Here is a 13,476-nt window from a genome sequence, read left to right on the forward strand (position 1 = left end):
ATACCCAACAAAAAAAATACAAACATGACTAATATTTATGTTAGCGTTTCTTTTAATATCTGAAACCCATATTTCTTGTCATAACAGACCACAACATCTTGCTCAGCTTCATTACGCCCAACGCCTCTCCAGCCTTCTTCTGCTTCCTCAAGCAGCAACAATAAAAACTGATCCTCTGCATCACGCTCCCAACGTGGCCACTCTGCACGAGCTGCCGACACAGCCTCCTGCTGACTGCCCACAACAGGACAAGCTGCAAGAACATGCCGCGCTGCGGAAACTTCTGAAAGCGCCCAGGCACGCTTCCGCTCATGAGGGACTGCCAAAGCAACGTCTTGCAATGCAGCCCAAGGACACACCTGCCCATCTTTCATGATGCCCAAACGCACAGTTACATAAGGGCGCTCTTCCAACCGTGTTGATGTACGAACTTCCCGTTCCCACAAAGCGCTATCCGGTGCGTATCCTGCTTCATAATCCAAAACATTTCGCATGGCTTCGCCACGTGCCGCCCGGCCTTTCCCTTCCGCTTCATCACTTGCCGCCATCAACCCATCCGGCACATCAGAAACGTTACCGGCCTCCTCAATCAACTCCCGTATTGCGTCAGGGCTTTGGATCTTTCCTTTGCGTTGCAGCACTTTTGCCGTGCGCCATAACAATGCGTGATCACGATACACCGCAGCTGTGCCTGGCAGAAGCCGACTGATCCACTTCGGGTCTGGGTTCGCCACGGGATCAGGTGAAAAAATGTATATTTCGTCGCAATCAACAGGACGTTGCTTGCGTGTGTGACGACGCAACCGGCCCGCTCGTTGGATAATCAGATCCATAGGCGCCAGATCTGTGCAAAGTACATCAAAGTCCAGATCTAGAGACTGCTCAATAACCTGACTTGCTATGAGAACAGCCGCGCGCTCAGTTGCTGTTCCGTTTTTCCCAAATCGCGCCAGCACCGCGCGCTCAATCGCCAAACGATCCACCATGGCAAAGCGCGCATGAAACACCATGATTTCAATGCCTTGTTCCTTCAGTGCTTTTGCCGAAGCAATCACGTCATCTACCGTATTGCGCACCCATGCAACCGCAGCCCCTTTGGCGGCTGCCAAAGAAACTTCAGCCATAACAGCAGCTTCTTCCCGCACTTGCCGAACGGTGATGCTGCGCTCCAGACCAGGCCGCGGCGCACAAGGTAATTCTTCCACCTCCGCCTTTCCGACAACTGTGACAAGTGGATAAGCCATGCAGGATAAACTAACAGACTTTTCCTGCCGCAGCCCTTCTCGGAATGCATCTGTCAGTTTCTGGCGTACAGCTTTGGTCAATGTCGCGGAAAGAAGAATAGCAGAGCCTCCCATGGCAGCGTGGAAACGGAGCAATGCCACCATCTCCTCCTGCATATAGGGATCATAAGCATGGCACTCATCGACCAGCAGCACCTTCCCCGCAAGACCTGCCTGCCGCACTGTGGCAAACCGAACGGGTAAAACTGCCATCAATGCCTGATCGATCGTTCCCACTCCGACCTGCGCCAAGAGCGCCCGTCGCGCTTCACGCCCCAACCACGCTGAACAGCAAATTTCTGCGGCTTGATCACGATCTTTTTTCAATTCCGCGCCATCCAGCACATCATCTGGTGCCAAAACCGAGACAAATCGCTCATCAAGTAAGGCACGACCATGCGCCAATGCCAGAGAAGGATGAGAGGACGGCTGAAATAAGTTCCGATATGCCGTGGCAAGCCGATCAAACATGGCATTGGCGGTAGCCATCGTCGGCAGTGCAACAAATAGTCCAGATGCACGCCCGGATGCCATCAGCCGATGCGCCGCCACCAACGCCGCTTCAGTTTTGCCGGAACCCGTCATATCCTCAATCACCACCAGAGTTGGTCCGGCAGGAAGAGACGTAACGTCCAGCAGCGCCTGAACTGGCGAAGGCGTCCTGATATGCGGAAACAAATGTGCAATGCCTTGGAATGGTGAAATGCTTGCGGGAGCAAGCCCCGCATGCACAATCGCACTTTGAGCACGAGGAAGGGCTTTGTTCCAAAAATAGCCTGAAAGATCATCAACATCATCCGGCCTGACATATGGAAACCATTCCTGCCGTGAACCAATCCAATCCGCCTGAACTGTCAACCCAGCTAACTGCCATTCCAACTGGAGTAGATGATCTAATGAATGATAAGGCTTGATAGGAGGAGGACGAAAAACATCAAATAACAGACTAACAAGTTTATGAGCATATGGTGCCGATAGCTTAATATCAGAAGCACGAGTTTGATAATCGTTTACTGAGACTGGCTGTCCATGATGCCCTGCCACAGCACGCCATAACCGCCTTTTATCCGAAAGCAGCCAGCCTTCCCCTTCGGAATCAGTGCCAAATAGCGGCGCCAGTTCCTCTCGGCAAATGCGATCAAGAAATAATACGCCATCCACATCATGACGTGATGCCACGACTTCATCAGGACACTCTCCCAATGCCTGCTCTGGCCAGCACTCCGGAACTTTTGCCTGAAAAGCTGGCGTTAGTTTGCCAATATCATGCAAAGCGACCAGCATCCCCAACTGGCGATTGTCCAACCCTAACCGCTGACTACCGGGCAAAAGAATTGCTACTGCCGCCACATCCAGCATATGCGCGATAAGCGGATGTATTGAAGAGTCTTCCCCCAAGCCGACTGATGCCGGGCGAGCCTTACCCCAGAAAAATTTTAGCCCTTTCCCTTCTTGTGTGTCCGGCATGTTTCATTCCTTTTTTCAACGATCAGCGATGCAGCTATTCTTGCTAAAAACATAGCGAAATTTACCACGGACCGGCACAAAACCGTTGCAAGTCCAGTTTGGTTGCTGCGCGCTAAGCGGATCTCCCGCTTTCGCCGTCATGTCGGTCTTAAGAAAATCGTTTCAGACGTCCAAAAAACCGACATTGTTTTATCAGTGATCGCCTAATTTCAGTTCTGACAATATTGCATAGTTTCTTAATTCGAAATTCAAGACAGCATTCAAATGACAAGTGTTCGCTTTTTCTATTCAGATCCTATTCCACTTCACCAATGATTTTCACGAGACATCAATTCCCGATGCATGCTTCGTCCTCGACTGGTAAGACGAGCGGCAGCACTGCCCCAGCGTACGGAAAATCCGGCTGCGACATATCCCATCAATATCAATGATCCGCGAATGGCACCGCGATCCGCTATGGGGATGCCATACTCGCCGCTTATCGGTAGAGAGAGAATAAAACGGCACTGTTCTTTTGTGAGATCTTTTGCCGCCAGATAGGGCCTGCCTGCCCCATTCTGGGTGGGGAAATCTATGACATTACTCATGGATCTGTCTCTTCAGGTTCACACTGTTCAAGAAATCATAAATTCAACTTGCACACGACAATACAGATCCATCGCAGCTTTCTGTGCACCAATCAGATTCTGAACCGCTATATAGGTTTGCACGTAACTTGCTTCCGGCACGTGCGCTGGCCTGTCAGTCAGCGCCATCGCCATTTCTATCGCTGTATCGAGAAGCGGCCTGAAATGTGCTTCCAGATAGTCACCACGTATCTGATGGTCTGTTGGTAGATTGGAAACAGTCATCTGGAAAAGATCATAGCCATTCTGCTGCAATTGTTCTTCTTCAGGTAAAGCTGCATCTGTCCCCAGCAAAGAAATGACACAGGTTCGATCAGGTGCCAGAAAAATGATCTTTTCCAGCAAAGGATGAAAAGCATGGGAAGGTGGCGCGATAAAAGGCAATCTCATGGGACCGTCTTTTCTACACTCTCTGGCGCCTGACCACATCGCCTGAGCAGATCACGAAGTTGATTGATAACCGGGAAGACTTCCCGATTGTGATCTCCACCGAGGTCTTTCCATGCAGCCTGTTCCAGCTCGACAATCTCGCGATCTTCAAAGAAGACGCGCTCCGTGAATGCGACCAGTATTGGCCAGGCAAGATCCAGTAAAAAAGGCACTTTCAGTCGTTTGATCGACAACAGACCGAAAACACGGTTGGTCAACTCCTCACGATCCTGCGGCACATAAGAGATCCATAACTCCATCACGGGTTCCTCAATCCCTTGCGTTTCAATACGCAGGATCTGGTAAGGATATTGTGTCCTGATGGTCATGACATCCCGGTAGGCAAAATCCCGACCATCACGGCGTCTCTGGCCGTAGATCAGCGCCTCGCTCAAAGGCTGTTTGCCGCCGGTTCGTGCAAAGGTGTAGCGGGCCTCCACAAAATCCTCTCCGTGATCCATTCCGAGGAACCGAGGCTTCATTTTCCCGACCAACCGACTGTGCAGAACCTGATGATTCATATCCATCAGGTTTTCATGCATGAAACTGTAATGACAGTTCACCACCTGCCCGAAGCGCCGCGTGCGATAGCGCCTGTCTCTCACCCTTGGAAAATCAGGAAGCGCGGTCGTCGCCGCAAGAGACTGGTCTCCCATGAAAACAAAAATAAGCCCATCTTTTTCGCGGCAGGCCCAACTTTTGAGACGCAGACATTGCGCTTCGGCTGAAACATTCGGCGAAACACATTGGCCGTCCCGGTTATATCTCAGACCATGAGCAACGCAGCTTATCAGGTCACCATGGACGTTTCCTTTGCCAAGCAGAACCTGCCGATGGGCGCACAGGCCATCCAGAGCATAAGGAATGCCGCTTTTGGGGCGCACGACGACGATATGCTGCCCTGCAAACCGGACATCGATTGCCTTTTCCCGTCCCAATTCACGGGACCATGCGACAGGATACCAGAAGTTCGGATTGGTTCTGACACGTCTTAAATCAATCTGTACCGCGCACGCTGAATGATCTGAAATTTGGTGAAGTTCGTTTTCCATTGCCTCGGCTTTTCAACTGGCTCAGCGCAAAGGAAACAATACAACCCCTCGTCATGGAGCATCGTGTCGTCTCTCACATTTTGTCTGAGCAAGTGTACCCGTTATCAATTATCGGACAGAATGCATGATTGTCCGGTGACTGACTCTGAAGTGTCTAACGGATCAATGCTGTTTGCAGCACAAAAGCGTCATTCGTATATCGGCCAGAAATGATGGGGTAAGTCCCCCTGACCTGAAAAGAGTCCATCGCCTGATTCATCAGGAGTGACCGAGGCATGAGGCAGACAGGCATATATTCTCTCCTCCCTTCGGTCATCCCGCCCGACGGTTGGTGGCTGAGCAATGGCAGGTCTCCTGGCTCACGGATCATGGCCAACTGGTTCCAACCTTCCCGTTCCTATGAGAACAGTGGTTCACGTTCAAAGTGAACGAACCAGCGGCATACCGCCTACAGTTGCGGGAGCAGCCTCCGACTTTGCTTCCGGCCGATTGTCTGACCAGAACATAACGGAGTTCCCTATTAACCCGCTCGCGCGGGACCATTGAAGCGTTTGCTCCTGCACCATGCCGCCAAACGCATCCCACGTGCAAGCTGGAACATTCTGGAGCTGCGAAAGGCAGATATCAGTTTTTCGCATGTAGACCGAGACCGGATTGAGCTGATGTCCTGAAAACAAACATTACGCCAATCAGTTTCTGACTGCGTCTTTTCCCGAAGCAATGCAGCCACATTAGTCCATGAACAATATTGATGTATTGATGAAATCAAATCATTTCTGCTCACGGGTTCGTTCAGGCATAAAGCTACCATGACGATGACCACCACCGCCTAAAAAACTCAGAAGACAAACTTGGGGACGCCATGCCCCCGTGCCCGCATTCTGGTTTACGGTGGAAATAGGGATGCAGAACAACAATGATTCAGGATTCGACATTCAGTATCCATCGGCTTCGTTTCGATGAAAACTATCATCCTTCCGACAGAACCCGCCTTACGACCAATTTTGCCAATCTGGCGAGAGGGAAAAGCCGTCAGGAAAACCTGCGCAATGTCCTGCGGATGATAGACAACCGGTTCAATGATCTGGCGCATTGGGATAATGCCAACAGAGATCGTTACACTCTTGAACTTGAAATCGTTTCTGTGGAGATGGATCTCGCCTTTGCAGGCAAAAGCGGCAGCTTTCCTCTGATCGAAGTCCTCTACACAACAATTGTTGATAAAAACGCCAACAAACGGATAGAGGGCCTCGCCGGAAACAGTTTTTCCTCGTACGTGCGGGATTACGACTTCAGCGTGTTGTTACCGGCTTACAATAAAGAAAAAGCCAAATTCAGTGTTCCCCATAATTATGGGAACCTACATGGAAATCTCTTTAAAAGCGTTATGAACTCGTCTGCTTACAAGCAGAATTTTAAAAAATTACCGGTTATCTGCCTCAGTGTCTCGACCAATCGCACCTATCATCGAACGGAAAATCAGCATCCTGTTCTCGGCGTTGAGTATGAACAGCGTGAATTTTCTCTGACAGACCAGTATTTTAAAAAAATGGGAATGCAAGTTCGTTATTTCATGCCGCGCAATAGTGCTGCGCCACTGGCCTTCTATTTTTTTGGCGATCTGCTGTCTGACTACTCTGCTCTTGAACTGATCAGCACCATCAGCGTGATGGAATCTTTTCAGAAAATTTACCGTCCTGAAATTTACAATGCCAATTCTGCTGCGGCTGACTGTTATCAACCGAGCCTAAAACATCAGGACTATTCCAACACCCGCATTGTCTACGATCGGGAGGAGCGTACACAACTGGCGATCTCACAGGGACACTATACGGACGAGCATTTCATCAAGCCATATCACGACATTCTCGAAAAATGGTCTGCCGGTTACGTCGCCTGATCCATCAGAAATACAAGGTTACCTCTCATGAAAACACTCCTCCCCACCTCAACGGCTGGCAGCCTGCCGAAACCCTCATGGCTCGCACAGCCTGAGACACTCTGGTCCCCCTGGAAATTGCAGGGGGAAGAGCTGGTCGAAGGTAAGCAGGATGCGCTTCGCCTGACGCTGGACGATCAGAACCGTGCTGGCATTGATATCGTCAGTGACGGCGAGCAGACGCGTCAGCATTTCGTCACGACCTTTATTGAGCATCTCAGTGGTGTCGATTTCGAGAACCGTCAGACAGTCAAAATTCGCAACCGCTACGATGCGAGCGTACCATCCGTTGTCGGCGCCGTAGCGCGTGAAAAACCGGTTTTTGTCGAGGATGCAAAGTTTTTACGCACCCTGACAAAGAAACCTATCAAATGGGCGCTCCCCGGCCCCATGACGATGATCGACACGCTCTATGATGGCCACTACAAAAGCCGTGAAAAACTCGCTTGGGAATTTGCCAAAATTCTCAATCAGGAAGCAAAAGAACTGGAAGCGGCTGGTGTCGACATCATCCAGTTCGATGAACCCGCCTTCAATGTTTTCTTTGATGAGGTCAATGACTGGGGCATTGCCACATTAGAGAAAGCTATTGAAGGGCTGAAGTGCGAGACAGCAGTTCATATCTGTTATGGTTACGGCATCAAAGCCAATATCGATTGGAAAAATGCTCTTGGGGAAGAGTGGCGTCAGTATGAAGAGATCTTTCCCAAACTGCAAAAATCCAATATCGATCTGATTTCATTGGAATGTCAGAACTCCCGCGTTCCAATGGATCTGATCGAACTCATTCGTGGAAAAAAGGTCATGGTTGGCGCCATTGACGTGGCCACCAAAACCATTGAGACGCCTGAAAAAGTCGCCGATATTCTGCGAAAAGCACTTCAGTTTGTTGATGCTGACAAGCTTTACCCCTGCACCAATTGCGGTATGGCACCGTTACCGCGTGATGTAGCGCGTGGAAAACTGGGTGCTCTGGGCGCAGGTGCGGAAATTGTTCGAAAAGAACTTTCGGTCGGCTAGGTAGCTCTGCGGGTTTCTATCATGGAGGGCAGGACACAGGTCTTGCCCTCCATGATGCCAGAATTTCCGGAGCCATCAGCAGTCTCACCACGTCTTCCGCACTGTATAAAGCCAGCGAGAAACGCCCTCGATCCTTTATCATTTTCGTTCCAATCGGCCGAAGCTTGCCGTCACGCGTCCATCTGATACGTTCCCGACTGGAAACTCCCAAAGCATCCTGAAGAGTGGCTGGTGTGAAAGGGTGTGTGCAGATTTCCTCCACCGTCGTGATCAGTTTTCCAATATCGCGCGCTTTATTGGTCGTGGGGCACGCCATGTCCAGAATGTGCTCGAACCGACGCAGTCGTTTCCGACATTCCTGCTTTCGGCAAACAATAATCCTGTGATGTTCTGAAAGAAAATCCACAAAACGGGTGAGACGTTCGCCCTTTGAAAGGGCCAGACGTTCAGGTGCTTGGAGATAAGACAGAATATCTCTGACAAGGGCATGATGTATGGATCGTTTCACCGTTCAAACAGTATTTTGTCCAGATCAACGGAACCACGGGTTTATACAACACGGACAGCCGAACTGACTTTCCTCATCAGAGACGCTGTCCTCCGGCTCATCACATCTCAGAACTGGTTCGTGCTGTGGTTTATTATCACGTGTCGTAGTAGGTGGAACTTCGCCGAACAAACAAGCTCCGTCATCTTGTGTGTGATCAGGCCTCATCATCAGTTCCATAATAGAGCTTGCCAAGCTCGATCGGCGAACGCCCCTGACTGCGGCGGTGAGCATTGGTATCACGCAGGGAATAGGCGCAGCCGCAATATTCCTGCTGGTAAAACTTCTCCTGCTTGCTAATCTCGATCATTCGCGCGGAGCCACCCCCTTTGCGCCAGTTGAAATCCCAGTAGGAAAGTCCTTCATAAAGGGATACGGCGCGTTGGCCGCAGTCATTGATCTGCGCCATGTTCTTCCATCGTGAAATACCGAGTGAACTGGTCATCACCGGGAAGCCATGTTCATGAGCGTAAAGCGCTGTGCGCTCGAAGCGCATATCGAAGCACATGGTGCAACGCACACCGCGTTCCGGTTCCCATTCCATGCCTTTCGCACGGGCGAACCAGTTGTCCCTGTCATAATCGGCATCGACAAAGGAGATACCATGCTTATCAGCAAACCGGATGTTTTCGTCCTTGCGAAGAAGATATTCCCGCTCGGGATGGATGTTCGGATTGTAGAAGAAGATCGTGTAGTCGATACCCGATGCGGTCATGGCCTCCATCACCTCACCCGAACAGGGTGCGCAGCATGAATGGAGGAGCACCTTCCTGTGCCCATGCGGTGGAGTCAAAATCTGCCGGGGTTTCTCGTTCATCGGGGACTTCCGTTTTTTCCAAAAGGCCTGTCACATTATGAGATGCGTTCGTCTGCATCGGACGCACCCCAAGGATATGGGCAATCGCGTACGTCAGGTCAGCACGGTTCAACGTGGAGACATGAAACTCGTTAATCCCATAGGTCTGCAAGGTACGGATCTGTTCCACCGCCACCATACTGGCAACGATACGACGAAGTTCAGGATTCTTCGCCGTCCCATCGAACAGATGCCTCAACCATGCCGGAACAGTTACCCCACACACAGCCGAGAAGCGCACGATCTGCTCGTAATTTGAAACCGGCATAATGCCAGGAATGATGGGGGCAGTAATTCCGGCCGCCAGACACCGATCCAGAAACCACAGATAAATTTCACTATCAAAGAAATACTGCGTGATGGCCCGTGTGGCCCCCGCATCAAGCTTGCGCTTGAGGTTATCCAGATCAGCTTCCGGGCTTAACGCTGTAGGATGGGTTTCGGGATAAGCGGCGACAGAAATATCGAAATCCGCGATACGACGCAGACCGGCAACAAGATCACTGGCATAGGTATAGCCACCTGGTCGCGGACTATCATCAACAGCGCCTGCGGAAGGATCGCCACGCAGGGCCACAATATGATGAACACCAGCATCCCGATAGCAACGGGCAAGATCATCTACGGCCTCGCGGGGCGCACCGACACAAGTCAGGTGGGCGGCGGAGATAAGGTCTGTATTCCGCTTCAGACGCAACACCGTGGAAAGAGTGCCGACCTGCGTGGTTCCGCCAGCCCCATAAGTGATTGAGACAAAGCGGGGTGCGAGAGGCGCCAGACGCCAGATACAGTGCCAAAGCCGTTGCTCCATTGCGTCAGTTCGCGGTGGGACAAACTCGAAGGACAGAATTGGGGTTTCGGAATTACACGACAACAGTCTGTCGATACGCTTTTCCGACAGCCATGTGCTCAAAATGCCTGTCATGTCAGCCGGAAGTTCTCACCGCGTCCAACTTTTCCTTGAAAATGTCGGGAGAAAGATTGAAGCCACCGTTCGATCCACTGTGAAAGTGGTCGTGAATGTCGTTGGAGACCATGGTCTGCATCCGCATGAATGAATGATTGATCCTTCATAGTAGAAGTTTATAAAAATGAACTGAAATGATATATTTTTATGGCTATATGAATTTCGTGCATTTATCGGACAAAACATGGGCATTCTGGAACGCAGCCATCTAACAATCATTCGGGAAGTTGCACGGGAAGGTTCGCTGACGGCTGCCGGAGCGCGTCTGAATCTGACCCAACCAGCACTCAGCCATTCTATCCGCAAGATTGAACAGCAGCTTGGTGTCAGGATATGGCGGCGGGAGGGGCGATCCCTTGTTCTTACGCAGGCTGGTGAATGGCTTTTGTCTCTGGCAAACCGTCTGCTCCCTCAGTTTGAACTGGCGGAAAGCCGTATTGAACAATTCGCAAATGGCGGGCGCGGTACATTGCGCATCGGAATGGAATGCCATCCCTGTTATCAATGGCTTCTGAAAGTCGTTTCACCCTATCTGGAAAGATGGCCAAAAGTCGATGTGGATGTACGACAGAAATTCCAGTTCGGCGGGATCGGCGCACTGTTCAGTAATGAAATCGATATTCTGGTGACCCCTGATCCACTTTACAAACCCGGTCTCAAATTCACGCCAGTATTTGACTATGAATTGGTTCTGGCTGTCGGCCCCGAACATCCTCTTCGGAAGGCCAAATTTGTCTTGCCGCAGCAACTCGCAGACGAAACATTGATTACCTATCCAGTTCCATCTGAACGGCTCGATATTTACACGCAGTTCCTGCAACCGGCGGGAATTGGACCACGGCAGCAGAAGCAGATTGAAACGACGGACATCATGTTGGTGATGGTGGCGCATGGAAGGGGCGTTGCAGCACTTCCTCGCTGGCTTGTGGAAGAATATGCCACACGCTTTGAACTTTATCCGGTGAAACTTGGCAAACAAGGCATTGCGAAACAGATATTCCTTGGTCATCGGGAAACCGATGAAGATATTAAATACCTTGAAGATTTTATAACGTTTGCTTCAGAAAGCTGATAAATTCAATTCAGAAATAATTGAGCATTCTGCGGATGGAACAGCTTACGTCGGGGTATCCCTAGTGAAAATGCGCTGCGAATTGATAGAAACATTTCTGAGAGAAACGCATGGTCTTTTCATGGCGCGCCCCATAATGGTGTTGAATGTCTTCAACATTATGAAGTTGGCTACATCGAACAACATAAGAAAGCACTGAACATAGCACCCATCTACAAGCAGGAAGTTTACGTACGTTTAGAAAATTATTGGCTTCCTAAACTGATCCGCGACGAATAGTCAGGTCATATCGTTCGGCAACAAAATTATGGTCTGTATCCGAAAAACGAAGAGCCAAATTCAGGTTTTGATATTTCTCTGCCCAATCGAGCAGTAATGGTGCCACACAATGCCCACCAAACGAAGCCGGTATCGCAACTTTCAATCTACCTTTGACATTAAAGTGTCCGCACTCCAGATATATTCACAAGCTCGAAGTTCTTTGAGGGTACGAACACACCGTTCGTAGTAAAGATGCCCCTCTTCCATCAAACTGTTGAGACGGGTCATACGATCAAACCATTTTACGCCCAACCGATGCTCAATGCGACCAATTGTTTTCGCAACGGCGGAGCGCGAGAGGCCCAAACATTTAGCAGCTAAGGCAAAACCTCCGGCTTCGACCGTTGCGAGAAAGACGCTCACTCCTTCGAAAGAGTTTTTCATAATAGTATCGCTATGCAGGACAGTATCTCTCTCGAATTTTTACAAAATATGTTCCTTGAAAGATGACTTACGCTTGGGGGGCGTATCATTCCAACCTCCCCCCAACACCTTGTATAAGGTGACACTGTTAGAGAGCGTCTGAAGCTGTGTCGTAATCGCGCTCAATTGCGCTGTATAAAGTGTCCGCTGTGCCACGAGAGTCTCCAGATACGGATCGTATCCTGCCTTATAACGCTGCAACGCCAGGTCATATTGCCGCTGGTTGGCTGCAACGGCTTTCTGCTGCGCGCTCGTCTGTCGCTCATATGTTTCACGTCCGATCAGAGCATCCGCAACTTCTCGGAATCCCTGCTGAACTGTTTTTTCGTATCGCGCCACTTCCTCGCGTTTGCGGCTATGGGCCTGCTTGAGCTGGGCAGTCAGGCGGCCTGCATCAAACAGTGGTAATGTGATCTGAGGCGCCACATTCCACGCTCCCATCCCACTCTGGAACAGGCGCGTAATATTGTTGCTTGCCGTGCCATTGGCAGCCGTGATCTGGATTTTCGGGAAAAATTCAGCACGGGCTGCGCCAATATCATCGTTAGCGGCGCGCAGATCCGCTTCTGCTGCGCGGATATCTGGTCGACGCGCAATCATCTCTGAAGGCAAACCTTCGGGAACCTCGGGAAAAGCACTGACCGCTTCAAGAGATGCTTTCGCGTTGAGCGACTGGACAGTCGCGTCCGGTAACGGCATCCCGACAAGCAGGGTCAACTGGTTAAACGCTTCGGCTTTCTGACGGGTGTAAATTTCAACATTCGTTTCCACATCATGCAGAGCAGATTCAGCCTCGGCGACATCGAGTTGCGTTCCAGTGCCCACGTCCGCCGTCTGCCTGACCAGATCGTAGGTACGCTGTCTGTTGGCAAGAACGGCCTGTGTCAGGGTCAGCGCCTGCGCATTTGCCACCCAGTTCAGCATGGCCGTCGCAACACTGGAAATAATGCTCAGCCGCATGGCCTGCTGGTTCAGCGCGCTGGCCATATAGCGGTCGAACGAGGCTCTCGATGCACTTCGTATGCGGCCCCACAGATCCACTTCATAAGCGGAAACGCCGAAACCAACCGCATACTGCCGCATGTAAATCGGTTCGTCCGTGCGGGACAGGCTCCAGATATGAGAGTTCATTTTCTGGACATTGGCACCCGCCGTTCCGTTCAAAGTCGGGAACAGGGCTGCGTTCTCAATGTCGAATTGTGAACTGGCTGCGGCCGTCTGCTGCTGGGCAATACGCAGATCGCGGTTGTTCTCCAGCGCTGTGGCGATAAGGGTCTGCATGACGGGGTCGCGGTAGAAATCGCGCCAGTCCTGCAGAAGCGCTGTGTCATCCTTCGCCTGCGTAGAGCGTTCACCGCTGGATGGCCATGTCGTGGACACCGGTGCAGCCGGTCTGTGATAATGCGGGATCATGGTGCAACCACCGAGCAAAGCCGTCAGCGCGATCCCGTGAAGAAGGAATGAAGCCCGCACG

13 protein-coding genes and 1 riboswitch are annotated in these 13,476 nt (G+C 51.0%); of the genes, 4 read left to right on the forward strand and 9 right to left on the reverse strand.

The genetic code is table 11. The features are described from left to right. Positions 1 to 35: 35 nt before the first annotated feature. From FKW19_RS10610 to FKW19_RS10625, 4 genes are all read right to left on the reverse strand, one after another. The gene (locus tag FKW19_RS10610) at positions 36 to 2,750 is read right to left on the reverse strand and encodes a CRISPR-associated helicase/endonuclease Cas3 (protein ID WP_089179178.1); all 2,715 of its coding nucleotides are present in this window, start codon (positions 2,748 to 2,750) and stop codon (positions 36 to 38) included. Between the two features lie 305 nt (positions 2,751 to 3,055). Beyond that, positions 3,056 to 3,337 carry a hypothetical protein gene (locus tag FKW19_RS10615; RefSeq protein ID WP_231621198.1) on the reverse strand — a complete coding sequence of 94 codons (282 nt, stop codon included), beginning with the start codon at positions 3,335 to 3,337 and terminating at the stop codon, positions 3,056 to 3,058. Between the two features lie 27 nt (positions 3,338 to 3,364). Then, positions 3,365 to 3,766: a hypothetical protein gene (locus FKW19_RS10620; protein ID WP_193561040.1), complete on the reverse strand. Its 402-nt coding sequence runs from the start codon at positions 3,764 to 3,766 to the stop codon at positions 3,365 to 3,367. After that, a complete protein-coding gene (locus FKW19_RS10625) occupies positions 3,763 to 4,857 on the reverse strand; it encodes a Rieske 2Fe-2S domain-containing protein (protein ID WP_089179179.1) in 1,095 nt (364 codons plus the stop codon). The genes FKW19_RS10620 and FKW19_RS10625 overlap by 4 nt, the downstream gene beginning before the upstream one ends. A 326-nt stretch (positions 4,858 to 5,183) precedes the next feature. After that, positions 5,184 to 5,416: riboswitch (cobalamin riboswitch) on the reverse strand. Here FKW19_RS10625 and FKW19_RS15965 point away from each other — a divergent pair. From FKW19_RS15965 to FKW19_RS10635, 3 genes are all read left to right on the forward strand, one after another. Further along, positions 5,400 to 5,528 carry a hypothetical protein gene (locus FKW19_RS15965; RefSeq protein WP_255446457.1) on the forward strand — a complete coding sequence of 43 codons (129 nt, stop codon included), beginning with the start codon at positions 5,400 to 5,402 and terminating at the stop codon, positions 5,526 to 5,528. It overlaps the preceding riboswitch by 17 nt. Before the next feature lie 245 nt (positions 5,529 to 5,773). Next, on the forward strand, positions 5,774 to 6,757 hold the full coding sequence (locus FKW19_RS10630) for a DUF1852 domain-containing protein (protein WP_089179180.1): 984 nt from the start codon (positions 5,774 to 5,776) through the stop codon (positions 6,755 to 6,757). 27 nt (positions 6,758 to 6,784) lie between these two features. After that, on the forward strand, positions 6,785 to 7,816 hold the full coding sequence (locus FKW19_RS10635) for a methionine synthase (RefSeq protein WP_089179181.1): 1,032 nt from the start codon (positions 6,785 to 6,787) through the stop codon (positions 7,814 to 7,816). 19 nt (positions 7,817 to 7,835) lie between these two features. Here FKW19_RS10635 and FKW19_RS10640 read toward each other — a convergent pair whose 3' ends face one another. The 3 genes from FKW19_RS10640 to metF form a co-directional block, all read right to left on the reverse strand. Continuing rightward, entirely contained in the window at positions 7,836 to 8,324 is a 489-nt protein-coding gene (locus FKW19_RS10640) for a hypothetical protein (RefSeq protein WP_123809140.1), read from the reverse strand. A 196-nt stretch (positions 8,325 to 8,520) separates the two neighbouring features. After that, on the reverse strand, positions 8,521 to 9,078 hold the full coding sequence (locus FKW19_RS10645; RefSeq protein ID WP_238331207.1) for an epoxyqueuosine reductase QueH: 558 nt from the start codon (positions 9,076 to 9,078) through the stop codon (positions 8,521 to 8,523). A gap of 13 nt (positions 9,079 to 9,091) precedes the next feature. Further along, positions 9,092 to 10,144, reverse strand: a complete 1,053-nt coding sequence (gene metF / locus FKW19_RS10650; protein ID WP_089179183.1) for a methylenetetrahydrofolate reductase [NAD(P)H] — start codon at positions 10,142 to 10,144, stop codon at positions 9,092 to 9,094. A gap of 226 nt (positions 10,145 to 10,370) precedes the next feature. On the opposite strand from metF, the gene FKW19_RS10655 reads away from it, so the two are divergent. Beyond that, positions 10,371 to 11,258, forward strand: coding sequence for a LysR family transcriptional regulator (locus tag FKW19_RS10655; RefSeq protein ID WP_089179184.1), 888 nt, complete (start codon positions 10,371 to 10,373; stop codon positions 11,256 to 11,258). Positions 11,259 to 11,678: 420 nt separating this feature from the next. Here FKW19_RS10655 and FKW19_RS10665 read toward each other — a convergent pair whose 3' ends face one another. Both FKW19_RS10665 and FKW19_RS10670 read right to left on the reverse strand, forming a co-directional pair. Then, on the reverse strand, positions 11,679 to 11,963 hold the full coding sequence (locus tag FKW19_RS10665) for a LysR family transcriptional regulator (RefSeq protein WP_089179187.1): 285 nt from the start codon (positions 11,961 to 11,963) through the stop codon (positions 11,679 to 11,681). A gap of 39 nt (positions 11,964 to 12,002) precedes the next feature. Further along, the gene (locus tag FKW19_RS10670; protein ID WP_089179188.1) at positions 12,003 to 13,475 is read right to left on the reverse strand and encodes an efflux transporter outer membrane subunit; all 1,473 of its coding nucleotides are present in this window, start codon (positions 13,473 to 13,475) and stop codon (positions 12,003 to 12,005) included. Position 13,476: the final 1 nt, after the last annotated feature.

Origin of the sequence: Acetobacter sp. DmW_125128, assembly GCF_008704325.1 — a bacterium.
Lineage (GTDB): Bacteria > Pseudomonadota > Alphaproteobacteria > Acetobacterales > Acetobacteraceae > Acetobacter > Acetobacter oryzifermentans.

Bases quoted from the DNA above. Each gene is read 5' to 3' on its own strand.
- FKW19_RS10615 (WP_231621198.1), bottom strand. From the start codon at position 3,337: ATGAGTAATGTCATAGATTTCCCCACCCAGAATGGGGCAGGCAGGCCC.
- FKW19_RS10630 (WP_089179180.1), top strand. From the start codon at position 5,774: ATGATTCAGGATTCGACATTCAGTATCCATCGGCTTCGTTTCGATGAA.
- FKW19_RS10620 (WP_193561040.1), bottom strand. From the start codon at position 3,766: ATGAGATTGCCTTTTATCGCGCCACCTTCCCATGCTTTTCATCCTTTG.
- FKW19_RS10645 (WP_238331207.1), bottom strand. From the start codon at position 9,078: ATGACCGCATCGGGTATCGACTACACGATCTTCTTCTACAATCCGAAC.
- FKW19_RS10625 (WP_089179179.1), bottom strand. From the start codon at position 4,857: ATGGAAAACGAACTTCACCAAATTTCAGATCATTCAGCGTGCGCGGTA.
- FKW19_RS10655 (WP_089179184.1), top strand. From the start codon at position 10,371: ATGGGCATTCTGGAACGCAGCCATCTAACAATCATTCGGGAAGTTGCA.
- metF (WP_089179183.1), bottom strand. From the start codon at position 10,144: ATGACAGGCATTTTGAGCACATGGCTGTCGGAAAAGCGTATCGACAGA.
- FKW19_RS10635 (WP_089179181.1), top strand. From the start codon at position 6,785: ATGAAAACACTCCTCCCCACCTCAACGGCTGGCAGCCTGCCGAAACCC.
- FKW19_RS10665 (WP_089179187.1), bottom strand. From the start codon at position 11,963: ATGAAAAACTCTTTCGAAGGAGTGAGCGTCTTTCTCGCAACGGTCGAA.
- FKW19_RS10610 (WP_089179178.1), bottom strand. From the start codon at position 2,750: ATGCCGGACACACAAGAAGGGAAAGGGCTAAAATTTTTCTGGGGTAAG.